The sequence below is a fragment of the Streptomyces nymphaeiformis genome (assembly GCF_014203895.1).
GTDB classification, from domain to species: Bacteria; Actinomycetota; Actinomycetes; order Streptomycetales; family Streptomycetaceae; genus Streptomyces; species Streptomyces nymphaeiformis.
This window is the reverse complement of the sequence record NZ_JACHJY010000001.1, coordinates 33696-57139: the sequence shown is the minus strand read 5'-3', so window position 1 is coordinate 57139 and position 23444 is coordinate 33696. Positions and strand designations below refer to the sequence as shown.

Genomic DNA, 23444 nt, shown 5'->3' with positions numbered 1-23444 from the left:
GGACGAAGGTTGGGCCCGGGGGCTTGGATCGAGCCGGTGCCACGACAAGGCTAACAAACCACCCTGCCTGGTGATTCCAGCGCCGCAGGTTGACCTGAAATCAGCCCCGGGCGGCGGAGCGGACCCCGCCCCGCGCCCCGGCCGCTCAGTCCCGCAGCAGGTCCGGGACCCCGGCCTCGTCCGGCATGTCCCGGTCGCCCGAGAGCACCGTCAGGGCCTGCGTGGACCGGGTCAGCGCCACGTAGAGCACCCGCAGGCCGGCCGGGGACTCGTCCGCGATCTCCGCGGGCGAGACGACCACCGTCGCGTCGTACTCCAGGCCCTTCGCCTCCAGGGAGCCGAGCGCCACGACCCGGTCGCCGAGCCCGGCGAGCCAGCCGGCGGCCTCCGCGCGCCGGTTCATCGCGACGACGACACCGACCGTCCCGTCCACCTCGTGGAGCAGCCGCTCGGCCTCCAAACGTACGGTTTCGGCCAGATCGGCCTTCTCCGGGACCGTGACGAACCGGGGCTCGACGCCCGTCGAGCGGACCGCGCGCGGCGACTCCTTGCCCGGCATGGCGAGCGCGAGGACCTTCGCGGCCAGCTCGGCGATCTCCGCCGGGTTCCGGTAGTTCACGGTGAGCTCGAAGCGGCGCCGCGGCCGGGTGCCGAGGGCCTCGTCGCGGGACTCCGCCGCCTCGTCCGGGTCCGACCAGGAGGACTGCGCCGGGTCGCCGACGACCGTCCAGGTGGCGTGCCGGCCGCGCCGCCCGACCATCCGCCACTGCATGGGCGTCAGGTCCTGGGCCTCGTCGACGATCACGTGCGCGTACTCGGTGCGCTCCGCCGCGAGCCGCTCGGCCCGCTCCCGCTGGGTCTCCTCCCGTACGGGCATCAGCTCCTCCAGGCCCGTGAGCTGGTCCAGCGGGTCGTACTCCCGCTTCTTGCGGGGCCGGGCCGGGGCGCCGAGCAGGGTGTTCAGCTCGTCGAGGAGGGCGACGTCGTGGACGGAGAGCTCCCGGCGGCGCAGCGAGCGCGCGAGCCGGCGCACCTCGCCCGGGTTGAGGATCCGGCGGGCCCAGCGGCCGAGCCGCCGCTCGTCGGCCATCGCGTCGAGGACCTGGCGGGGGCTGAGTTCCGGCCACCACGCGTCGAGGAATCCGAGGAAGGAGTCCTCGGTCGACACGTCCTCGTCGAAGGAGGAGCGCAGCTCGGCGGCGAGCTCGGGGTCGCTGTGCCGGCCGGCGGCGCCGGACTTGGCGTACAGCGCGTCGAGGAGCAGCCGGCGGGCACGCGGGCGGAGCAGGTTGACGGGGGCGGTGCCGCCGAGGACGTTGTGCCGGATGCGGCGCAACTCGTCGGCTTCGAGTTCGAGCCGGCGCCCGAAGGCGACGACGCGCAGGAGCTGCGGGGCGTCCGGGCTGTCCAGGGCGCCGCGGGCGGCCTTGCGGAGCACGTGGACCATGCGGGAGGAGCCCTTGACGCGGGCGACGGCCGGTTCGTCGTACGCGGTGGCCTCGGCGCCGTCGACGAGCGAACCGACGGCGCGGATCGCGACCTGGCCCTCCTCGCCGAGGGAGGGCAGGACGCCCTCGGTGTACGAGACGAGGAGCGGGGTCGGGGAGACGATCAGGATGCCGCCCGCGTACCGCCGACGGTCCTGGTAGAGCAGGTAGGCGGCCCGGTGCAGCGCGACCGCCGTCTTCCCGGTGCCCGGCCCGCCCTCGACGTACGTCACGGAGGCGGCGGGCGCCCGGATGACGAGGTCCTGCTCGGCCTGGATGGAGGACACGATGTCCCGCATGGTGTGGCTGCGGGCCTGGCCGAGGGCGGCCATCAGGGCGCCGTCGCCGATCACGGGCAGCTCGCACCCGTCGAGGGTGGCCCGCAGCTCGGGGCGCATGAGGTCGTCCTCGACGCCGAGGACCTGGCGGCCCTTGGAGCGGATGACGCGACGGCGCACGACGCGGCCGGGGTCGACGGGGGTGGACCGGTAGAACGGCGCGGCGGCGGGCGCGCGCCAGTCGATGACGAGCGGCGCGTAGTCGGAGTCGAGGACGCCGATCCGCCCGATGTGGAGGGTCTCGCCGATCTCGGCGGTGTTGTCGGGCCGTACGGCGTCCTCGGCTGGCTCGACGGAGGTGTAGGCGCCGTCGGGGCCCTTCTTCCCGTCCTTGCCGTACAGCAGGTCGATCCGGCCGAAGAGGAAGTCCTCGAACTCGTTGTTGAGCCGGTTGAGGTGGATGCCGGCCCGGAAGACCTGGGCGTCGCGCTCGGCGAGGGCGCCGGGCGTGCCGACCTGGCCCCGCTGGGCGGCGTCGTTCATCAGGAACTCCGCCTCGTGGATCTTCTCCTCGAGGCGGCGGTAGACCTGATCCAGATGTTCCTGCTCGACACCGATCTCACGGTCTCTGACCGTGTCCACGGCTTCCTGCGCGGCCACCTAAGGCCCCCTTCTCACGTGCACTGGGCAGCCGTCGAGCGTACGCCACAGGGGGGCCTGGTGTCAGGCGCGGGGCGCCTGCCGGGGGCTAGCCGTCGTACTTCTCCTCCGCCGTCGGGTCGAGCGCCAGCCGGTAGCCCCGCTTCACCACGGTCTGGATCAGCTTCGGCGTGCCGAGGGCGGTGCGCAGGCGGGCCATCGCCGTCTCGACGGCGTGTTCGTCGCGGCCCGCGCCCGGCAGGGCCCGCAGGAGGTCCGCGCGGGAGACGACCCAGCCGGGGCGGCGGGCGAGGAGGCCGAGGAGGGCCATGCCGGCGGGCGGGACGGGCCGGAGGCCGCCGTCGACGAGGACGGCGTGCCCGCGGACCTCGACGCGGTGCCCGGCGACCGGCAGGACCCGGGAGCGGGCGGGCAGCTCCTTGCAGAGGAGCTGGACGAGCGGCCCGAGCCGGAAGCGCTCCGGCTGGTACGTGTCGATGCCCTCGACCTGGAGCGGCAGCGCCGTCACGGGCCCCACGCACACCGCGAGCACGTCGTGCCGGAGCGCGGCCAGGAGTTCGTCCCGTACGCCCCGCTCCGCCGCCCTGGAGAACAGCGAGGCGGCGGCGGGCGCGCTGGTGAAGGTGACCGCGTCGAGGCCGCGCGCGAGGGTCGCGTCGATGAGCCGGTCGAGCGGCCCGAGGTCCTCGGGCGGCATCCAGCGGTAGACGGGGACGCCGACGACCTCGGCGCCGCCCGCGGTGAGCGCCTCCACGAACCCGGGCAGCGGCTCCCCGTGCAGCTGGAGCGCGATGCGCCGGCCCGCGACGCCCTCCGCGAGGAGCCGGTCGAGGACCTCGGCCATGGACTCGGAGGAGGGCGACCAGGACTCGGTGAGCCCGGCGGCCCGTACCGCCCCCTTGACCTTGGGCCCGCGGGCGAGGAGCTCGACGTCCCGCAGGACGGCGAGGAGCTCGTCCCCGTAGCCCCAGCCCTCGGCGGCCTCGACCCAGCCCCGGAAGCCGATCGCCGTGGTGGCGACGACGACGTCCGGGGCGTGGCCGATGAGCTCCTTGGTGGCGGCGAGGAGTTCGGTGTCGTCCGCGAGGGGCACGATCCGCAGGGCCGGGCCGTGGACGACGGCCGCGCCGCGCCGGCGCAGCAGCGCGATCAGCTCGTCGGCGCGCCGTGCGGCGGTGACGCCGATCGTGAAGCCGGCGAGGGGGCCGTGTTCTTGCTCGTCCATGGGGCCTGAGCCTGACGGGGGTGCGTGTCGGTCGGGGTTCGCCCGTATTTCCTCGTCGTTACGGTACGCGCCGGGCACCGGGGGTCACACCCGCGCGTAGCCGGACCGGGCCTCGGGCTCCGTGACCGCCTCGGGGGTCTCGGGGACGGCGCCGGGCGCCCGAAGGTATACCGCCCAGGTGACGGCCATGCAGGCCGCGTAGAAGGCGAGGAAGGCGACGAAGGCGGCGGTGCCGGTGCCGGCGGTCTGGAAGGACTGGCGGAAGGCGAGGTTGATGCCGAGGCCGCCGAGCGCACCGACGGCGCCGATGAGGCCCATGGAGGCCCCGGAGAGCCGCCGTCCGTAGGCCTCGGCGGGCTCGCCCGAGAGGCCCTTGCGGTGCCCCTGGGCGAGGAAGATCGCCGGGATCATCTTGTACGTGGAGCCGTTGCCGAGGCCGCTGAGGACGAAGAGGCCGATGAAGCCGACGAGGAAGACGGCGAGGGACTCGGTCACGGAGGCGTAGATCACCACGCCGGTGGCGGCGGCCATCGCGGCGAAGGTCCCCAGGGTGATGCGGGCGCCGCCGTGCCGGTCGGCGAGGGAGCCGCCGACGGGCCGGATGAGCGAGCCGAGCAGCGGCCCGATGAAGGTGAGCGAGGCGGCCTGGAGCGGGGTGCGGCCGAACTGGGTCTGGAGGACGAGGCCGAAGGCGAAGCTGTAGCCGATGAAGGAGCCGAAGGTGCCGACGTAGAGGAAGGCCATGATCCAGGTGTGGCGGGCCTTGACGGCCTCCTTGACCGCGCCGGTGTCGTTCTTCACGGGGACGAGGTTGTCCATGAAGAGCGCGGAGCAGACGGAGGCGGCGACGATCAGCGGCAGGTAGACGCCGAGCACGATCCTCGGGTGCACCGCTCCGGCGGTGCCGATGACGAGGAGGCCGACGAGCTGGACGACGGGGACGCCGATGTTGCCGCCGCCCGCGTTGAGGCCGAGCGCCCAGCCCTTCTTCCGCAGCGGGAAGAAGGCGTTGATGTTGGTCATCGAGGAGGCGAAGTTGCCGCCGCCGACGCCGGTGAGCGCGGCGACGAGGACGAAGGTGGTGTACGAGGTGCCGGGGTGCATCACCGCGAAGGCGAGGCCCGTGGGCAGCAGGAGCAGCAGGGCGCTGAAGATCGTCCAGTTGCGGCCGCCGAAGCGGGCGACGGCGAAGGTGTACGGGATGCGGATCAGCGCGCCGACGAAGGTGGCGGTGCCGATGAGGAAGAACTTGCCGGCGGGGTCGACCCCGTACTGCGGGCCCATGAAGAGGACCATGACCGACCACAGGCTCCAGATCGAGAAGCCGATGTGCTCGGAGAGGACGGAGAAGAGCAGGTTCCGGCGCGCGATCCGTTCTCCCTTCTCGCGCCAGAAGGTCTCGTCCTCCGGTTCCCAGTGTTCGATCCAGCGGCCACCCATCTCGCACCTCCACGGAGTCGGATCCCTGATGCGACCGACGCTAGGAAGGGCGCGTTTCAGTCCGGTGCCGTGAGGTGACGGTGACGGAACCTTGCTCTCACCCGGCGTACGGCCGCCGTGTGAGCGCCCCCGTGGTGAGCGCCCCGTCGTGCGCACCCCCGTGGTGAGCGCCCCCGCTCTATGCGGGCAACCCCGGCTCCCCCTCCGGCAGCCAGGCGCCGGGCGGCCGGACGAGCCAGCCCTCCCGGGCGCCGAGCTCCGCGGCCGCCCGGCGCAGGGCGTCGAGGCCGGGGTGGCGGAGTCCCTTGCGCCACACCAGGCTCACGGGCGAGAGGGGCACGGGGTCGACGAGCGGCCGGAGGACGCAGCCCGGCATGGGCGGGAAGTCGACGACGGCGAGGACCGGGTGACGGTGCTTGGCCATGATCCGGCGGAACTCCTCGTGGCCGACGGCCAGCGGCGCGGGCGGGGCGATCTCGATGCCGCGCCCTGCGAAGAGCCGGGCGGCGAGGTCGGTCCACTCGGGGGTGCGGTCGTTCCCGGCCCCGGCGTAGATCCGCTCCCCGGCGAGCCGGGCGAGCGGGACCTCGGGCAGGCCGGCGAGCGGATGGTCCTCGGGGAGGACCACGGCCATCGGCTCGTACCGCACGAACTGGGAGTCGAGCCGCGCCCTGAGCCGGGCGTCGAGTCCCCCGTACCGGCCGAAGGAGGTGTCGAGCCGGCCGGCGAGGATGGACTGGACGGCGCCGGTGAGTCCGCTCTCGTAGCGGGCCATCAGCTCCTGCTCCGGGGCGAGTTCACGGGCCCGCAGGAGGACGCGCTCCTGGACGAGGTCGGGGCTGTTGAGGTCGACGAGGAGCGGGCGGGGCGCGCTGCGGAAGGCTTCGGTGAGCTCGTCGTGGGCGGCCAACACCCGGCGGGCGTACGGGAGGAGACGTTCGCCGTCGGGGGTGAGGGCGACCTGCCGGGTGGTCCGCACGAACAGTTCGGCGCCCAACTCCCGCTCCAGGCGCCGGATGTCACGGCTGAGGGCCTGCTGGGCGAGGTAGAGGCGGGCGGCGGCGCGGGTGAAGTGGAGCTCCTCGGCGGCGGCGGTGAAGGCGCGCAGGAGTCGTGGTTCGACGTCGTGGGGAGCGGGCATGCACGCATCTAACAACACAGGTGCGTGAATCACCACCGCATAGGTGTTGGACCGGCAGGGCCATGCCAACGGACCCTTGATCCATGCCGCAACCGGACCTCACCCTCACCCCGGCGGGCCCGGCCCTCGCCCCCCGCTACCGCGAAACGCCCCGCGCGCTCCCCCGCAACCCCTACCTCCGCCTCTTCTCCCACCCCGGCACCCGCGCCTTCACCGTCGGCAGCCTGATCGCCCGACTGCCCATGGGCATGTTCGGCGTCAGCGCCGTGATCATGATCGCCGCGGCGTACGGCTCCTACGCCCTCGCCGGCGCGGTCACCGCCACCGGCCTCGCCGTCGGCTCCGTCACCGGCCCGCTCATCGCCCGGCTCGTCGACCGGTACGGCCAGGCCAGGATCGCGGTCCCGGCCACCGCCTACGCGGTCCTGGGCCACCTGGTCCTGCTGCTCTGCGTCCACGAACGAACCCCCGCCTGGGCGCTCTTCCTCACGACCGCCGTCACCGCCACCACCCCGAACACGGGCGGCATGTCCCGGGCCCGCTGGGCCCACCTCTTCCGCAAGGACCCGGACGCGCTGCACACCGCCAACGCCTTCGAACAGGCCGTCGACGAGCTCTGCTACATGCTCGGCCCGGTGCTCGCCGCCGTCCTGTGCTCGGCGCTCTTCCCCGAGGCCGGCACGCTCACCGCGGCCGTCCTCTTCCTCTCCGGCGTCCTGATCCTCAGCGCCCAGCGCTCCACTGAGCCCCCGGTCGCCCCGCGCACGGCGGCGGGCTCCCCGCTGCGGTCCCCGGGCATGGCGCCGCTGCTCGCGGTCTTCCTCGCCACGGGCGCGATCTTCGGCTCCATGGAGGTCGTGACCCTGGCGTACGTGGACGGGCCCGTCGCGGGACCGGTCCTCGCCCTCCAGGCCGCGGGCTCCTGCGCGGCGGGCCTCCTCTACGGCCACGCCCGGCGCACCGCCCGCCTGCGCACCTGCCTGGCCGCGATGACCGTCCTGATGGCGATGCCGCTGCTCGGCGCCTCGACCGGCTCCCTGCTCGCCCTGGCCGGCGGCCTCCTCCTCGCGGGGATGGCGACGGCCCCGACGATGGTGACGGGCATGGGCCTGATCCAGCGCCTCGTCCCGGCGGCCCAGCTCAACGAGGGCATGGCCCTCGCCGTGACCGCCCTCCTGGCGGGCATCGCCACCGGCTCGGCCACCGGCGGCTGGGCCGCCGACCACGCCCCCTTCGCCGCCTTCGGCTTCCTGATCCCGGTGACGGCGGCGGCACTGGCCCTGACCCTGTGCACGGCGACGGGAGTGGGCGGCCGCCGTACACAGGAAGGGGCTTAGCCCTGCCGCAGCGGCGACATCGGCACGGACACCCCGTACGAGGTGGCTCCGGCCCCGGCACCGCCCGCACAGCCGTTGGGCTCCTGGGTGCCGAGCCCACGGGTGGACGGCTTCTCGGCCGCCCAGAACATGTAGCCGAGCAGCCCCGGCGTGGTCCCGGCCCCGTGGGGCGCCGCGTTCCGCACCCAGTCGCCGGTCGCCTTCTGCAGCGAGTTCGCGAAGTCGGTGCACTCCGGCAGCGGACTGCGGCCGTACGCGAGGTAGAGCCCCGCGGTGAGCTTGGCGGGGGCGAGCGGGGCGACCGGCGGCGAGAACTGCGGCTTGCCGTCCAGGTGCTCCTGCCAGTTCGCGATGTGCGAGCTCGCCGAGGTGGGCCGGGCGGGCACCATCGCGTTCGCGTAGTCGAGCACGGGGCTGTCGGTGCGCAGCCAGTCGGCGGTGGCCTTGCGGTTGATGTCGATGAGCCAGCGGTCGCCCGCGGCGGTGTCGATGGTGAGCCGCGCGGCCGGGTCCGTACCGCCGGCGTCGTACGGATGCACGGACCGGTAGGCGTCGATGAAGGCCTGGAGCCCGGAGATGTTCGGGGCGGTGTTCTGCTCGTAGTCGATCTCGATGCCGACGCCGAGGTCCGCGGCGACGGCTGCGGCTTCGAGCCCCAGCCGGCCGGCGTTCTCGGCGAGGGCGGCGTCCCAGGCGTCGGTGTACGTGATCCCGCCGAGGGAGAGCATCACGCGTATACCGCGCGAGGTGAAGTACTGGACGATCTCGCGGCTCATGCCGACGGGCACCCCTGCGGCGGTCCCCGCGTCGGTGGTGCGGTGGAGCAACTTGAGCGGGTCGACGAAGCTCAGCACGACCAGATTGACGGAAGGCCGTCCGTCACCGCGGTCGATCAGCCAGTGGTTCCCGGCGTCGAACTCGGCGACGTCGCGGACGGTGGACCAGGTGCAGTAGTCGTCCCCGCAGTGCCAGGCGCCGTAGACCTGCACGGGCGCGGGCGCGGCGGCTCCGGCGGGCAGGGCGGCGGGGACGAGGAGGGCGAGGAGCATGAGCAGGACCGCGAGGGGTCTGTAACGCATACGTACCTCCGGGGGTGCCGTGACGTGGGGGGGCGGCGCCCCGCAGAGTGCCAGGTCCAGACCAAGCCCACAAGAGGGTCGACGCCCTGGCACGGCATGACAAAGGCCCGGCAGTCGCTCGCGCGACCACCGGGCCTGTGCCCACATGGGATGAGTGGAGATGGCGGGAATCGAACCCGCGTCCAACGGTGCGGAATCAGGGCTTCTCCGTGTGCAGTCTGGTACGAGTTTCTCAGCCCTCCGGATCACCCAGACAAGTCCGGAACGGGCTCAGCCACTGTTTGATTTCCCTCCAACCCCCGTGACCGGGGCTGGAGGTTTAGATCCCTAAATGACGCCAGGATCCGGGTCGGGACCACCCCCGGGCTGACGCTCCTCACAGAGGCTTCTGTTCGTTACCTAAAATTAGGCAGCGAGGGCGAAGCGGGAGTTATCGCTCTTGGTGTTGGCGATTATTGGTTGCGACATATGGTTTACGAGATCATTGCCGCTTCCTCGACACGCTTCCCACTGCTTCGACATCCGCTGTCGAAACCGATCATCCCCATGTTGATTTTTCAAAACGCGCACCCTCTGTGGGGTGCAGGTCCCATCGTACGTGACCGACGGTCCCGGTTGCCAGCGCATTAACGGGGCGGGGCGCAGGGCCCTACGCGCTCTGCGCCGCCCGCTGCCGGCGCCGCGCCGACGCGATCGCCCGGTTCGTCTCGCGCGTGTCCTGCTTCTCCCGCAGGGTCTGGCGCTTGTCGTACTCCTTCTTGCCCTTGGCCAGCGCGATCTCGCACTTCACCCGGCCGTTCAGGAAGTACAGCGAGAGGGGCACGATCGTGTGACCCGTCTCCTGCGACTTCGACTCCAGCTTGTCGATCTCGGCCCGGTGCAGCAGCAGCTTCCGCTTCCGCTTCGCGTGGTGGTTGGTCCAGCTGCCCTGCATGTACTCGGGCACGTGGATGTTGTGCAGCCACGCCTCGTGGCCGTCGATCTGGACGAAGCCGTCGACCAGCGAGGCCCGGCCCATGCGCAGCGACTTCACCTCGGTGCCCATGAGCACCACACCGCACTCGTAGGTGTCGATGATGTGGTAGTCGTGCCGCGCCTTCTTGTTCTGCGCGATGAGCTTGCGCTCAGGCGCCTTGTCCGATGCCTTCTTCGCAGGCTTGCCCTGCACGTTCACGAGTCCCTTTGCCATAGTGCGGCCATTTTCGCACTACGAGCCCCCTCCGAGGCCACTCAATACCGTTCTCGCCCGCTCCTCGGCCCCGTCCTCCGCCGTCAGGTCCGGCGTGATGCCGCGGCCGTCGACGGCGTGCCCCGCGGGGGTGCGGTAGTGGCCGACGGTCAGCTCGGCGACGGAGCCGTCGGGCAGCGCGCTCGGCATCTGGACCGAGCCCTTGCCGAAGGTCCGCGAGCCGACGGTGACCGCCCGGCCCCGGTCCTGGAGGGCGCCGGTGAGCAGCTCGGCCGCGCTCATCGTGCCGCCGTCGATCAGCGCCACCAGGGGCCGGCCGGTGTCCCCGCCGCCCTCCGCGTACACGGCCCGCTGCTCGCCCTCCACGTCGTACGTGGCGACGAGCCCACCGTCGAGGAAGGCGGAGGCGGCGACGGCGGCCTCCGCGACCAGGCCGCCCGAGTTGCCCCGCAGGTCCAGGAGGACTCCGGCGCCGGCCGGGGCGGCCCGTACCGCGTCACGCACGCGCGTGCCGGCGCCCTTGGTGAAGGCGGCGACCCGGATCAGTACGGCCCCGTCGTCGAGGCGGCGGACGGTGACCGGGTCCGTCGCGAGCCGGGCCCTGCGCAGGGGCTGCGTCCAGGCGGCCCGGCCGCGCTCGACGCCCAGGACGACCGGCGAGCCGGGAACGCCGTCACCGCGCAGCAGCGAGACCACCTCGGAGACGGAGAGCCCGTCGACCGGCCGCCCGTCGACGGAGACGAGCCGGTCACCGACCCGCAGCCCCGCCCTGCCGGCGGGCCCGCCGGCCTGCACCCGCGTCACCCGCACCCCGCTCGCGCCGAGGCGCCCCGCGGACAGGCCGACCCCGGTGTAGGCACCGCCGAGGGCCTGCTCGAACTCGGCGTACTCCTTCTTGTCGTACACCGCGCCCCACCGGTCGCCACTGCGGCTGACGAACTCCTCGGCGGCCTTCTTCCCCGACTTCCCGTCGGCCATGGCCGCGGCGGCGGCCTGCGCGAGAGCGGCGCTGTCGACGGTCGCCCCGCCCACCGCACGCACCGGCGCCGCCCGCCCCTCCCCCGCGGACTCCTGCCGGGGCAGCGACCCGGTGGCGGCAGCGGCGGCGAGAACCCCGGTGAACACCAACGTCAGAACGGCCCCACGGACGACTCCGCGGGGCCGGATACAGAGATCGCCACCGCCGGCCGGCATGGCGCCCACTCTAGGACAAGACGATGGCGCCGCACGGGCTTTGACCGTACGACGCCATCCGTTGTCACAGGTGTCTTGTCACACCTTCAGGTACTTGCGCAGCGCGATGAAGGCGGCCACGGCCGGCATGAGGAGGCCGATGGCGATCACCAGGGGGAGCTTCGCGAGGACCGCGTCCCAGCCGATGAAGTTGACCAGCTGCATCTTGTCGGCGAGCGCGATGCCGTGGTCGATCAGGAAGTACCGGCCGACGAGCAGCAGCACGCAGGCGACGCCGCCGCCGAGGAGGCCGGCGAAGGCGGCCTCCATGATGAACGGCATCTGGATGTAGAAGCTGGACGCGCCGACGAGCCGCATGATGCCGGTCTCGCGGCGCCGGCTGAAGGCCGAGACGCGCACGGTGTTGACGATCAGCATCAGCGCGATGATCAGCATCAGGCCCATGACGCCGAGCGCGGCGATGTTCATGCCGTTCATCAGGTCGAACAGGTTCTGCAGGATGTTCCGCTGGTCCTGGACCGACTCGACGCCGTCCCGGCCCGCGAAGGCCGTGGCGACGACCTTGTACTTCTCCGGGTCCTTCAGCTTGACCCGGAACGACTCCTGCATCTGGTCCGGCGTCACCACGGAGGCGATGGCGGTGTCGCCGTACTGCTCCTTGTAGTGCTTGAACGCCTCGTCGGCCGACTCGTGCTGGACGGACTCGACGATGTCCATCTTCTTCAGATCGGCCTCGATCTGGTCCTTCTGCTGGCCGGTGACGGCGCCCTTGGCGCACTTGGCCGCCGTGGCCGCGTCCGCCTTGTTGCAGAGGAAGATGGAGACGTTGACCTTGTCGTACCAGTAGTCCTTCATCGTGCTGACCTGCTCGCGCATGAGCAGGGCGCCACCGAAGAGGGCGAGGGACAGGGCGACGGAGACGATCACGGCGAAGGTCATCGTCAGGTTGCGACGGAGACCGACACCGATCTCCGAGAGCACGAACTGGGCGCGCATGGTGTTCTGGATCCCCCGCCGTCAGTGCTGGTAGCCGTAGACGCCGCGCGCCTGGTCACGGACGAGGCGGCCCTTTTCGAGCTCGATGACGCGCTTGCGCATCTGGTCGACGATGTTCTGGTCGTGGGTCGCCATGACGACGGTGGTCCCTGTCCTGTTGATCCGGTCGAGCAGCTTCATGATGCCGACGGAGGTCTGCGGGTCGAGGTTGCCGGTGGGCTCGTCGGCGATCAGCAGCATCGGCCGGTTGACGAAGGCCCGGGCGATGGCGACGCGCTGCTGCTCACCACCGGAGAGCTCGCCCGGCATCCGGTCCTCCTTGCCGCCGAGTCCGACCAGGTCGAGCACCTGCGGCACGGCCTTGCGGATCTCTCCGCGCGGCTTGCCGATGACCTCCTGGGCGAAGGCCACGTTCTCGGCGACGGTCTTGTTCGGCAGCAGGCGGAAGTCCTGGAAGACGGTGCCCAGCTGGCGCCGCATCTGCGGCACCTTCCAGTTGGAGAGCCTGGCCAGGTCCTTGCCGAGGACGTGCACCTGGCCCTGGCTGGCGCGCTCCTCACGCAGGAGCAGTCGCAGGAAAGTCGACTTTCCGGAGCCGGAGGAACCGACGAGGAAGACGAACTCCCCCTTCTCGATCTCCAGGGAGACGTCCCGGAGCGCGGGGCGGCTCTGCTTCGGATAGGACTTGGAGACGTTGTCGAATCGGATCACGGATGCACCACGGTCGGCCGGGAGTAGGTGTGCGTGACCTTACGCGACCGGGCACGGCCCGCGCAGTCGCGGTCCTGGCTTGCGCGGTTTATCCTTTTCGCCCTTCCGGACGGAAGCCGGGCGAACCGGTGGGGCGCGCCGAAACGCCGCAGAGCTGGCACAGTGGTAGGGGGAACGTCCGGATCCCTCCGGACGTTGTCCTGGTGTGTACCCCAGTGCGGGAGGAGGAGAGCGCATGACCTACGACCGACTGGTGTGCGCCAACTGCGCGGCCCCGGTCGCCGAGGGCCGCTGCCCCGTCTGCCGCGCGAACCGGGAGCGTCTGACCCCTCAGGGGCTGTCGCCCGCGATGCTGCTGACGCTGGCGGTCGCGCTGCTCGCGGCGATCGCACTGCTCGCCGCGATCCAGGCGGCCTGACGGAGGGCGCGAGCGGCGCCCACGAGCCGGAACCATGACGAAGGGCCGGGGAGCGGACTCCCCGGCCCTTCGTCATGCGTCACGCGCCTCAGACGGCGGTGCGACCGCCGCCCACGAGACGCGGCAGCATGCGGAATCCGATGCCGCCGGCGATCATGGTCGCGGCGCCGATGATCAGGAACGAGGTCTCGGCCGCACCGGTCTCGGCGAGCTCCTCCTTCGCGTCACCCTGCTGCACCGGCTGCGAGCCGCCCTGGTTCGGGTCGGTGTTGTTCGGGGTGTCCACGCACTCGGCGCCGTCGAGGTCGACGGTGCAGGTGCCGGCGCCACCGTCGGTGGACGAGCCGCCCGTGGTGGTCGACGAGGTCTGCTCACCGGTCGACGAGGAAGACGAGTTGTTGCCCGAGTTCGACGACGAGCTGTTGCCCGAGTTGCCCGAGTTCGAGTTGCCCGAGTTCGAGTTGCCGGAGTTCGAGTTACCCGAGTTGGAGTTGCCCGAGTTCGAAGAGGAGTCGCTCGACGACGAGGACGAGGACGACGAATCGCTCGACGAAGAGGACGAGTCGCTCGACGAGGACGACGAATCGCTCGACGACGAAGAGGAGTCGCTCGACGAAGAGGACGAGTCACTCGACGAGGACGACGAATCGCTCGACGACGAAGAGGAGTCGCTCGACGAGGACGACGAATCGCTCGACGACGAAGAGGAGTCGCTCGACGAGGACGACGAGTCACTCGACGAAGAGGACGAGTCGCTCGACGTCGCGGACGAGTCGCTCGACGAAGAGGACGAGTCCGTCGACGTCGCGGACGAGTCGGTCGACGAGGACGAGGAGTCCGTCGCCGACGAGGACGACGAGTCGCCCGACGACGTGGACGAGTCGCCCGACGTCGTGGTCGTCGTCGAAGCACTGCCGCTGATCTGGCCGAGGATCGCGTTGCCGCCGTCGTCTTCGCCCTCGGACTGGATGCCGAGACCCGCGTCCTGGGTCTGGTTGGTGTCGGTTCCGAATCCGCCGACGGCCTGCGCGGCACCGGCCGCCGTCAGGGACGCACCGGCGATGATCACGGCACTGGCCGCGACCCGCACCAGGCGGACTCGCGTCTTGTTGGTCATCTGGCTGCTACCCCCAGTAGCTCATCTCGTCATGGGGCAGCGCTCGGGCCCGCGCGGCAAGGGCGACGGAATCACTGGACCGGCCCCCGTTCACACGCGTCCCAGGAAAGCGCATGCCAGTACGCCACCCTTCCGAGTTTCCGATGAAGCGTCAAGGTCGTTGCGCGTGCGATGCCCGAAAGATCACTAGGTGACCGACATGCGACGATGCAACTGTGACGTAAACCCGGAACTCCGGGCCCGGCAGCAGCAGTTCCCTTGTCGACAAAGCGCCCCGACAGTCACGCTTCCGCTTGCGTCAGCGAATCCACGGACGGCCACGGAACGGGACCGGGCCCCGCACCGAAAGGTGCGGGGCCCGGTCCCGTACGAGCGAGGGGCTTACTTCTCCGACTGCTTGCGCCAGCGGATGCCCGCCTCCAGGAAGCCGTCGATCTCGCCGTCCAGGACGGACTGCGGGTTGCCGACCTCGAACTCCGTACGGAGGTCCTTGACCATCTGGTACGGGTGGAGCACGTACGAACGCATCTGGTTGCCCCAGGAGCTGCCGCTGTCCTTGAGGGCGTCCATCTTGGCCCGCTCCTCCTGGCGCTGGCGCTCCAGGAGCTTGGCCTGGAGGACGTTCATGGCGCTCGCCTTGTTCTGGATCTGGGAGCGCTCGTTCTGGCAGGAGACGACGATGCCGGTCGGGAGGTGCGTGATGCGCACGGCCGAGTCGGTCGTGTTGACGCCCTGGCCGCCGGGGCCCGAGGCGCGGTACACGTCGACGCGCAGGTCCGACTCCTCGATCTCGACGTGGTCCGAGGACTCGACGACCGGCAGGATCTCGACGCCGGCGAAGGAGGTCTGGCGGCGGCCCTGGTTGTCGAAGGGCGAGATGCGGACGAGCCGGTGGGTGCCCTGCTCGACGGAGAGCGTGCCGTAGGCGTACGGGGCCTTCACGACGAAGGTGGTGGACTTGATGCCCGCCTCTTCCGCGTACGAGGTCTCGTAGATCTCCGTCGGGTAGCCGTGGCGCTCCGCCCAGCGCAGGTACATGCGCTGGAGCCGCTCGGCGAAGTCGGAGGCGTCGACGCCGCCGGCCTCGGCCCGGATGTTGACCAGGGCCTCGCGCTCGTCGTACTCGCCGGAGAGGAGGGTGCGGACCTCCATCTCGTCGAGGGCCTTGCGGACGGAGACCAGCTCCGTCTCGGCCTCGGCGAGGGTGTCCGGGTCGTCCATCTCCTCGGCGAGCTCGAAGAGCACCCCGAGGTCGTCGATCCGGCCGCGCAGGGTCTCGGCCTTGCGGACCTCGGCCTGGAGGTGCGAAAGCTTGCTCGTGATCTTCTGCGCCGCCTCCGGGTCGTCCCACAGGGACGGGGCCGCGGCCTGCTCTTCGAGCACGGCGATGTCGGCCCTCAGCTTCTCGAGGTCCAGGACGGCCTCGATCGACCCCATGGTCGAGGAGAGGGACTTCAGCTCTTCGGATACATCGACGACTGCCACGCATCCAGCGTAACGGCTCCGGGCCTGGAGCCGAACCTACGGCTGGGAGGACTGCTTGGAGTCCTGCGGCGGAGCGTCCCCGTCACCGGAGGCCGCCAGGTAGCCGCCGGTGCCGAGCGCGCCCGCGATCACGACGGCCGCGACGGCGAGGGTGATCCGTCTCTTGCGGACCGCGCCGGCCTTGTGGCGGGCCGAACCGGGGCGGCGGGCGCCGGCGGGGCGCGGGGCGCGGGCGGTGCCGAGGGGGCCGCCGGAGAGCTCGTCGGGGGCCGGGACCCGCATGGAGGTGTGGGTGTCGCGGTTGGAGTCGGCGGAGGCGCCGGGGACGAGCGGGACGGCGGCGCGGCGGGGGCCGGGCTCGCCCGCGGCCGTACTGGTGGAGTAGGTGTCCTCCTCGTACGGCTCCGGGGCCGGCTCGGCGTCGGGCTCGTCGACGTCCAGCGGCGGGATGCCCTTGAGCAGCGGCAGGACGTCCGCGAGGCGGGCGGCGAGCTCGGAGGCGCGCAGCCGGGAGGCGGGGGCCTTGGCGAGGCACTGGACGATCAGCTGCCACAGCTCCTCGGGGATGCCCGGGAGCGGGACGACGGTCTCGGTGACGTGGCGGCGCAGGACCGCGCCGGGGTGGCCTCCGCCGAACGGGGTGAAGCCGGCGAGCAGCTCGTACAGGACGGTCGCGAGGGCGTAGATGTCGACGGCGGCGCGCGGCGGGAGGCCTTCGACGATCTCGGGGGCGAGGTAGTCGGGGGTGCCGATGATCCGGGTGGCCTTGGTGCGGCCGGGGGTGTCGATCAGCTTGGCGACGCCGAAGTCGGTGAGGAGGGCGGGGTGGGCGCCGCCGGGGCCGAGCGGGCCCTCCATGTCGAGCAGGATGTTCTCCGGCTTGACGTCCCGGTGGACGATTCCGGCCTTGTGCGCGACGGCGAGGGCCTCGGCGACGTCCTTGACGATCGCGACGGCGGCCTCGGGCGCGAGCCGGCGCTCGCGGTCGAGGCGGGTGCGCAGGTCGGTGCCGCGGACGAGGTCCATGACGAGGGCGAGGTCGTTGCCGTCGACGACGAGGTCGCGGACCTTGACCACGCGGGGGTGGTCGAGGCCGAGGAGCGCGGTCCGCTCCTGGACGAAGCGGCCGACGAGCTCCTGGTCGGACGCCAGGTCCTCGCGCAGCAGTTTGACGGCGACGGGTCCCTCGGGGCCCTCGCCGAGCCACACCGTTCCGGCGCTGCCCCGCCCGAGGATCTGGTGGGCGGTGTAGCGGCTGCCGATGTTCCGTGCCAAGACTGCTCCCTCAGCGGCTGCGGTTCTCGACAAAGCTACGCGTCCACGGCCGCCGGTCTCGACCTCCGAGGGGAAATCACCCCTCGGAAGTCGACAAATCGGCAGTGTTACTGCCCTGTACCGCCGGTAGCACCCCCGGAACCGGTGGCGTCGCCGATCGAGGAGACCCAGTCGGTGATGGCCGAGATGCCGTCGCCGATGGCCTCCCAGTAGCCCTTGCCCTGGGCGATCCAGTCCTGGAGCGGGGTGAGGTCCCAGATGAGCCAGCCGGCGACCACGAACAGGACGATCATGATCAGGCAGCCCTTGAGGCAGCCGAGACCGGGGATGTGCACCGGGTTCGCGCTGCGCTGGCGCGGCGGGCGCGGCTCGCGGGGCGCGGGGGCCTGGGGCGGCGGCTGCGGCGGCGTGTACTGCTGCTGGGGCGGGGCGGCGTACTGCTGCGGCGGGGGCGGCGGGGGCGCGTACTGCTGCGGCTGCGGCTGCGGCCGATACGGCTGGGGCTGCGGGGCCGGGCGCTGCTGCTGGTACGGCGGGGGCGGCTGCTGCCCGTGCTGCTGCCCGTACGGACCGGGCTGCTGGGGCTGCTGGGGCCGGCGCTGCGGGCGGCGGCGCAGCGGGTCGTCGCTCGGGTCCAGGTACTGCACCTGGGTCTGCTCGTTGCGGTCGCGGACCTGCCGCAGCTGGCTCTGCCAGGGGTGCGGGTCCTCCGCCGGGGGGCCCTGCGGCACGGGTGGCATGACGGCCGTCGGGTCGGCGGCGCCCGCGGGGCCGCTGGTCGGCATGACGCTGGTCGCGGCGGCGGGGTCGTACTGCGGGGGCATCCCGGCGGCGGCCGCGGCCCCGGCGGCGCCGGTGGGCAGCACCTGCGTGGGGTCGGCGGCGCCCGGGGTCTGCGTCTCCGGGGTCCCCGGGACCGGCGCGGGCGCCGGGTCGGGGGCGAGGAGCGCGCCGACGCCCTCCGCGGCCTCGATCTGGGCGGGCGTGGCGTGCACGCCGATGCCGGCGGCGACCGCGCGCAGGCCGCGGGCGAGGTTCACGGCGCTCGGCCGCCGGTCGGGGTTCTTGCTGAGGCAGCGCTCTATGACCGTCCACAGCGGTCCGGGCACGGTCGAGGGGCGGCGGGGCTCCTCGCTGAGGTGCTGGTGGAGGACCTCCAGGGCGGTGCCGCCCGTGAACGGGGGCCGGCCGGTGACCAGCTCGTAGAGGAGGATGCCCGCGCCGTAGATGTCGACGGCGGAGGTCTGCGGGCGGCCCTCGGCGGACTCCGGCGCCACGTACGCGGGCGTGCCCACGAACTCGTGGGTGCGGGTCAGGCCCGGGGAGTCGGCGAGGCGCGCGATGCCGAAGTCGGTCAGCATCGGGTGCATCTGGCCGCCCTGCTCGGCGAGCAGGACGTTGGCCGGCTTGAGGTCGCGGTGGACGACGCCGTCGGCGTGGCTGGCGGCGAGCGCGTCGGCGATCTGGGCGGTGAGGAGCGCGGCGGCGACCGGGGTGAGCGGGCCGCTCTCCCGGATGTACCGGTGCAGGTCGGGGCCCTCGACGAGGTCCATGACGAGCGCGAGGACGTCGCCCTCGACGACCAGGTCGCGGGTGCGCACGATGTTCGGGTGGGTGAGCCGGAGCAGCACGGACCGCTCGCGCAGGAAGCGCATCACGATGTCCGCGTCGTTGGCCAGCTCCTCCTTGAGGACCTTGATCGCGACGGTCTCGCCGGGCTCGCCGGGCACGGCCGCCTCGGCGCCCGCCGTCTCCCGCTGGCGGGCTCGCCAGACGGTGCCCGTGGCGCCGCGGCCGAGCGGCTCCTCGAGCAGGTACTTGCTGCCGATAGGCCGCACGTCACGCGCTCCCTGCTGATCGTGGTCCTGGGGTGTTTCCCGATGTGTCCCCGGGGTCCCTGTCCTCTGTTGTGACCCGTCCGGGTGTCCGACCCACTTTAGTGCCGCCGAACGGGGCACAGGCCGGTCGTCCACAGGCCGGTTCCGCCGCGGTGTCCGGGTCTCGCCGGGGGCCCGTCACGGGGCCGGGGAGAACGGAACTTGTCCGGAAGAAGACGCTCCAGGGCGGACGACGGTTGCCAGGCATGCTCCGAAGGCATGCCCAACCAGGCTATTTCCCGTCCTCGGCCGACCATTCAAGATCACTTGTGGCCGACCCGCGGGCGTGTTGTCGGTGGCAGGTGCGAGGATGCCTACAGCACGTCGCATCGACGGGGTCGGGAGCCCCCGCGCCGTGCCGACCTGTACCGGGCGACGCGTCCGTGCCGGGTGGGGGGAGACACAGGGCGGTTCCCCCTGCCGAGCCGGCTCGCGCAGAAGGGACCGCTGACGGCGATGCAGATCCGGCTGACCGTCCTCGCGCCGTACGCCGGCCACGGCGCCGGGCGCACCTGCGACGTGCTCGTCACGGCCCCCGCCGGGACGGCCCTGGCCGCCGTGGCCTCGAACCTCGCCGCCGCCGTCACCGGCCCCGAGACCTCCGCCTCGGGCAGCACCGTGCTCTATGCGGGCGCGGAGCGGCTCGACGGCCGGCGCTGCGTCCTCGGCGAGCCGCCGCTCGTCGACGGCGCGGTCCTCTCCCTCCAGGTCCCCGGCCCGGACGACCGGGCCGACGAGACGGCCTCCGCCCGGCTGCACGTGGTGGCCGGGCCGGACGCGGGCGGGGTGCACCTGCTGCACGGCGGAGCGATCAGAATCGGCCGTTCCGTCGACGCGGACGTGCCGCTGGACGACCCGGACGTCTCCCGCTCCCACTGCACGGTGACCGTCGGCGAGGACGGCCGGGTCACGGTCTGCGACCGCGGCTCCACGAACGGCACGACGCTCGACGGCGTCCCCGTCGGCGACCGCCCGGTCCCGCTCCGGCCGGGCGCGCTGCTGCGCCTCGGCGAGTCCGCCCTGCGCCTGACGGGCGCCGCCGGCACGGACGCGCTGGCGACCGCCCCGGACGGCGAGGGCCACCTGCGCGTCGCCCACGAGACGGACCGGGGGGCGTCCTCGGACGACGCCACGCACGGCATCGCGTTCGGCGAGGTCTACGACGGGGGCCACGCGCACGCGGGGGACGCGCACGACGGCCACGGCGGGGCCGAGCCGCACGGCAGGACCCGGCAGACCGATCCGGTCGCCGCACCCACGCCTCCCGCCAAGCGCGGGCTCGGCGCGTGGGCCCGGCGCCTCGCGGGCGGCCGCGAGGAGCTCCCGGCCCCCTCCGCCGGCCACCACCCCTCTCCCGACACGCACGCCGGCACCCGCCCCGGCCCCGGCGCGCGGGCCGGCGCCCCCGTCCCCGCACCCGTCGCCGACACCTGGCCCGACCCGGCCACCGTCCTCCTCACCGCCCTCGGCCCCGGCCCCCGGCTCTGGGAGCGGGCCCAGGACCACCCCGAGTCCCTCGTCGTCCGCCTCGGCACGACGGACCGCGCCGAGCTCTCCGGCGTCCCCGTCACCGTCGGCCTGCGCGAGGCCGGCTCCCTCGGCCTCGCGGGCCCCGGCGACCGGCTCACCGGGCTCGCACGCTCGGTCGTGGCCCAGCTCGCCGCCCTGCACTCCCCCTCCGACCTGGAGATCGTGCTCATCAGCGCCGACCGGAACCGCTCCCTGGAGGAGCGGCGCCGGGCCTGGGGCTGGCTCGGCTGGCTCCCGCACGTCCGGCCCGCCCACGGCCAGGACTGCCGGCTCCTCCTGGCGTACGACCGCGAGCAGGCCCAGGCCCGTACGGCCGAGCTGACCCGACGGCTCGACGAGGGCCCGCTCGGCCCCGGCTGGCCCAGCGCCGACCGCGCCTCCGTCGCCGAGGCCGCCGCCCGCCACGACGGGCCGACGACCGTCGTCATCGTCGACGGCGACCCCGGCTCCGCGGCCCTGCGCGAGACGGTCGCGCGGCTCGCGGGCGTCGGCGCGGCGGCCGGCATCCACCTCCTGTGCCTCGCCGAGGCGCCGTCCGCCACCCCTGACTCGCCGATGGCCGCCACGTACGAGGCCGCGTGCGCCGCATCCCTCGCCTTCCGCGAGTGCGGGGCCGCCGCGCTCCTGAGCGGTGACGTGGCGACGGCGCTGCGGCTGCTGCGCACGTCCGGCGGGCGGCTCGCGGGCCACGGCACGGTCGGCGTGGTGGACGCGGTCTCCGTGGCCTGGGCCGAACGGTTCGGCCGGGCCCTCGCCCCGCTGCGCCCCGAGACGACCGCGGCGCCGGGCGCCCGGGCCGCCGCGCTGCCGCCGTCGGCCCGTCTCCTCGACGAGCTCGGGCTCGCCCGGGCCACCCCCGCGTCCCTCATGGCCCGCTGGGCCTCCGCCGCGGACGGCACCGCCGTCCTGGGCGCCGGCCCGCGCGGGCCGCTCGCCGTGGACCTCACCAAGGAGGGCCCGCACCTGCTGATCGAGGGCCCGGCGGGCAGCGGGCGCACGGAGCTGCTCCGCTCGATCGCCGCCTCGCTCGCGGCGGGCGGCCGCCCGGACCGCCTCGGCCTGCTCCTCGTGGACGGCGCGGGCGGCGAGCGCGGCGAAGGACTCGCGGTCTGTACGGAGCTGCCGCACGTCACCGAGCACCTGATCGCCTCGGACCCGGTACGGATGCGGGAGTTCGCGCAGGCGCTCGGCGCCGAGTTGAAGCGCCGGGCGGAGCTCCTGGGCGACGGCCACTTCGCGGACCGCCGCGGGGCGGCGCGCGTCGCCGACCGGATGATCGGGCAGCGCGCCCCGAGCGCGGCGGAATCCGTGCCGCAGGGCGCCCGCGCGACCGTCCGCCTCCCGGACACCGGCGACCTCACGGACCGCCCGAGCGGCCGCACCCTCCGCACGGGCGACGGCACGATCGGCGCGCTGCCGCGCACGAACCCGAACGACCTGAACCCCCACCCGAGCAGCCGCACCCTCCGCACGGGCGCGGGCGAGACGCAGGGCCGTGTCCCGTACCCCGGCGCCGACGACGTCACGGGCCGTACGAGCGGCCGCATCCCGCACCCCGGCGGCGAAGACCTCAGCAGCCGCGCCAGCGGACGCGTGCCCTACCCGGGCGCCGACGGCGTCACGGGCCGTACGAGCGGCCGCATCCCGCACCCCGGCGGCGAAGACCTCAGCAGCCGCGCCAGCGGACGCGTGCCCCGCCCGGGCAGCGAGGACCTCACCGGCCGGCCCAGCGGCCGGGTCCCGTACCCCGGCGCGGACGACGTCACGGGCCGCTCCAGCGGACGCGTCCCGTACCCGGGCGCCGACGACGTCACCGGCCGTGCGAGCCGCATCCCGCACCCCGGCGGCGAGGACCTCAGCGGCCGCTCCAGCGGGCGCGTGTCCCGGGCCGGTGATCTGACCGACCGGCCCAACGGGCGCGTCCCCCACGCCGGGGACGGGGCGCTCGACGAGCGTTCCAGCACGCGGACGCGGTCCGGTGGGGACGCCTTCCTGGCCGACACGCCCAGTGGGCGGCTGCCGCGCCGCGAGGGCGGGGGCATCGAGGACCGCCCGAGCAGCCGCACCCTCCGCACAGGCGCCGACGACGTCACCGACCACCCGAGCGCCCGCACCCGCCGCGCGGACGCCGACGACGTGACCGGCCGGGCGAGCGGACGGGTCCCGTACCCCGGCGCTGACGATGTCACCGGCCGTACGAGCGGACGCATCCCTCACCCCAGCACGGACGACGTGACGAGCCGCGCGAGCGGACGCGTCCCGTACCCCGGTGGCGAGGACCTCAGCGGCCGCGCCGGCGGCCGCGGCCCCGAGGAGGCCGCCGCGCGGATTCCTCGGCCCGCGTCCGGGGAGCAGGCCTCCTCGCGGGCCGGTGGTGTGGGGCAGTTGCCTCGGCTCGTCGTGCTCGTCGACGACTACGACGCCCTGGTCGCGCCCGCGCTCGGCGCCCCCGGGCGGCCCGCCGCCGGGTCCGTCGTGCGGGCCCTGGAGGCCGTCGCGCGGAACGGGGAGCGGCTCGGGGTGCACCTCGTGGCGACCTCGTCGCGCCCGGACCGCACCTCCGACACGGAGCTGGCCCACGGCGCCCGGCTGCGGATCGTGCTCGACGCGCCCCCGGTCGCGGCGGGCCCGGACGTGCCGGCGGCGGGGCGGGGCCGTCTCGGGCATCCCGACGGCCGGGTGACCCCGTTCCAGGCGGGCCGCGTCACGGGCCGGATCCCCCGGACGGCGACGCTCCGCCCGACGGTCGTCCCGCTGGAGTGGGAGCGGATGGGCGACCCGCCCACCCGGCGCCCGGTCCGCGAGCTGGGCAACGGCCCGACGGACCTGGCCCTCCTGGCGAGCGCGCTCGACCGTGCGGCGCGTTCGGTCGAGGCGACGCCCGTGGCCCCGCTGACCCCCACCTCCCACGCCTGACGGCACGTCACGAGGGCATCACGATCCCCTACTTCGAGCCGAAGGCGGTATTGCGGGGCCCCGCACCCGGGCGTAGACCTGTCGGACGG

At 73.4% G+C, this 23444-nt stretch carries 17 protein-coding genes and 1 other RNA gene; 4 read left to right on the top strand and 14 right to left on the bottom strand.

Going from position 1 to position 23444, the window contains the following annotated elements; translation table 11 throughout:
• Positions 1-145: 145 nt before the first annotated feature.
• The 4 genes from GGE06_RS00225 to GGE06_RS00210 form a co-directional block, all read right to left on the bottom strand.
• Positions 146-2425 (bottom strand): HelD family protein, encoded by a 2280-nt coding sequence (locus tag GGE06_RS00225; protein ID WP_184929775.1) that lies wholly within the window; start codon positions 2423-2425, stop codon positions 146-148.
• A gap of 88 nt (positions 2426-2513) precedes the next feature.
• Complete coding sequence (locus GGE06_RS00220; protein ID WP_184929774.1) at positions 2514-3650, bottom strand: uroporphyrinogen-III synthase; 1137 nt, start codon at positions 3648-3650, stop codon at positions 2514-2516.
• Positions 3651-3734: 84 nt separating this feature from the next.
• A complete protein-coding gene (locus tag GGE06_RS00215; protein WP_184929773.1) occupies positions 3735-5090 on the bottom strand; it encodes a nitrate/nitrite transporter in 1356 nt (451 codons plus the stop codon).
• 178 nt (positions 5091-5268) lie between these two features.
• A complete protein-coding gene (locus GGE06_RS00210; RefSeq protein ID WP_184929772.1) occupies positions 5269-6231 on the bottom strand; it encodes a LysR family transcriptional regulator in 963 nt (320 codons plus the stop codon).
• Between the two features lie 83 nt (positions 6232-6314).
• On the opposite strand from GGE06_RS00210, the gene GGE06_RS00205 reads away from it, so the two are divergent.
• Positions 6315-7568: an MFS transporter gene (locus tag GGE06_RS00205; protein ID WP_116160721.1), complete on the top strand. Its 1254-nt coding sequence runs from the start codon at positions 6315-6317 to the stop codon at positions 7566-7568.
• Here GGE06_RS00205 and GGE06_RS00200 read toward each other — a convergent pair.
• The 6 genes from GGE06_RS00200 to ftsE all read right to left on the bottom strand — a co-directional run bounded on the left by GGE06_RS00200 (position 7565) and on the right by ftsE (position 12737).
• Positions 7565-8647 (bottom strand): hypothetical protein, encoded by a 1083-nt coding sequence (locus tag GGE06_RS00200; protein ID WP_184929771.1) that lies wholly within the window; start codon positions 8645-8647, stop codon positions 7565-7567. The two genes, GGE06_RS00205 and GGE06_RS00200, sit on opposite strands and share 4 nt — an antisense overlap.
• A gap of 152 nt (positions 8648-8799) precedes the next feature.
• Positions 8800-9193: a transfer-messenger RNA gene (ssrA, locus tag GGE06_RS00195) on the bottom strand.
• A 103-nt stretch (positions 9194-9296) separates the two neighbouring features.
• The gene (gene smpB / locus GGE06_RS00190; RefSeq protein WP_221517614.1) at positions 9297-9836 is read right to left on the bottom strand and encodes an SsrA-binding protein SmpB; all 540 of its coding nucleotides are present in this window, start codon (positions 9834-9836) and stop codon (positions 9297-9299) included.
• 18 nt (positions 9837-9854) lie between these two features.
• On the bottom strand, positions 9855-11030 hold the full coding sequence (locus tag GGE06_RS00185; protein WP_184929770.1) for a S41 family peptidase: 1176 nt from the start codon (positions 11028-11030) through the stop codon (positions 9855-9857).
• A gap of 78 nt (positions 11031-11108) precedes the next feature.
• Positions 11109-12026, bottom strand: a complete 918-nt coding sequence (gene ftsX / locus GGE06_RS00180; protein WP_116160718.1) for a permease-like cell division protein FtsX — start codon at positions 12024-12026, stop codon at positions 11109-11111.
• Between the two features lie 21 nt (positions 12027-12047).
• On the bottom strand, positions 12048-12737 hold the full coding sequence (ftsE, locus tag GGE06_RS00175; protein ID WP_030692056.1) for a cell division ATP-binding protein FtsE: 690 nt from the start codon (positions 12735-12737) through the stop codon (positions 12048-12050).
• A gap of 235 nt (positions 12738-12972) precedes the next feature.
• Here ftsE and GGE06_RS00170 point away from each other — a divergent pair, with 235 nt between their 5' ends.
• Positions 12973-13155 carry a hypothetical protein gene (locus GGE06_RS00170; RefSeq protein ID WP_116160717.1) on the top strand — a complete coding sequence of 61 codons (183 nt, stop codon included), beginning with the start codon at positions 12973-12975 and terminating at the stop codon, positions 13153-13155.
• A gap of 88 nt (positions 13156-13243) precedes the next feature.
• Here GGE06_RS00170 and GGE06_RS00165 read toward each other — a convergent pair whose 3' ends face one another.
• Positions 13244-13441, bottom strand: a complete 198-nt coding sequence (locus GGE06_RS00165) for an LPXTG cell wall anchor domain-containing protein (RefSeq protein ID WP_116160716.1) — start codon at positions 13439-13441, stop codon at positions 13244-13246.
• A gap of 64 nt (positions 13442-13505) precedes the next feature.
• Between GGE06_RS00165 and GGE06_RS00160 the strand changes: the two genes are divergently transcribed.
• Positions 13506-14462, top strand: a complete 957-nt coding sequence (locus GGE06_RS00160; RefSeq protein WP_184929769.1) for a hypothetical protein — start codon at positions 13506-13508, stop codon at positions 14460-14462.
• 191 nt (positions 14463-14653) lie between these two features.
• On the opposite strand, the gene prfB is transcribed toward GGE06_RS00160, so the two are convergent.
• The 3 genes from prfB to GGE06_RS00145 form a co-directional block, all read right to left on the bottom strand.
• Positions 14654-15757, bottom strand: coding sequence for a peptide chain release factor 2 (gene prfB, locus GGE06_RS00155; RefSeq protein ID WP_116160714.1), 1104 nt, complete (start codon positions 15755-15757; stop codon positions 14654-14656).
• A gap of 36 nt (positions 15758-15793) precedes the next feature.
• Positions 15794-17032 carry a serine/threonine-protein kinase gene (locus GGE06_RS00150; RefSeq protein ID WP_116160713.1) on the bottom strand — a complete coding sequence of 413 codons (1239 nt, stop codon included), beginning with the start codon at positions 17030-17032 and terminating at the stop codon, positions 15794-15796.
• Between the two features lie 107 nt (positions 17033-17139).
• A complete protein-coding gene (locus GGE06_RS00145) occupies positions 17140-18870 on the bottom strand; it encodes a serine/threonine-protein kinase (protein WP_184929768.1) in 1731 nt (576 codons plus the stop codon).
• A gap of 495 nt (positions 18871-19365) precedes the next feature.
• Between GGE06_RS00145 and GGE06_RS00140 the strand changes: the two genes are divergently transcribed.
• Positions 19366-23355 carry an FHA domain-containing protein gene (locus GGE06_RS00140; RefSeq protein ID WP_184929767.1) on the top strand — a complete coding sequence of 1330 codons (3990 nt, stop codon included), beginning with the start codon at positions 19366-19368 and terminating at the stop codon, positions 23353-23355.
• Positions 23356-23444 lie beyond the last annotated feature (89 nt).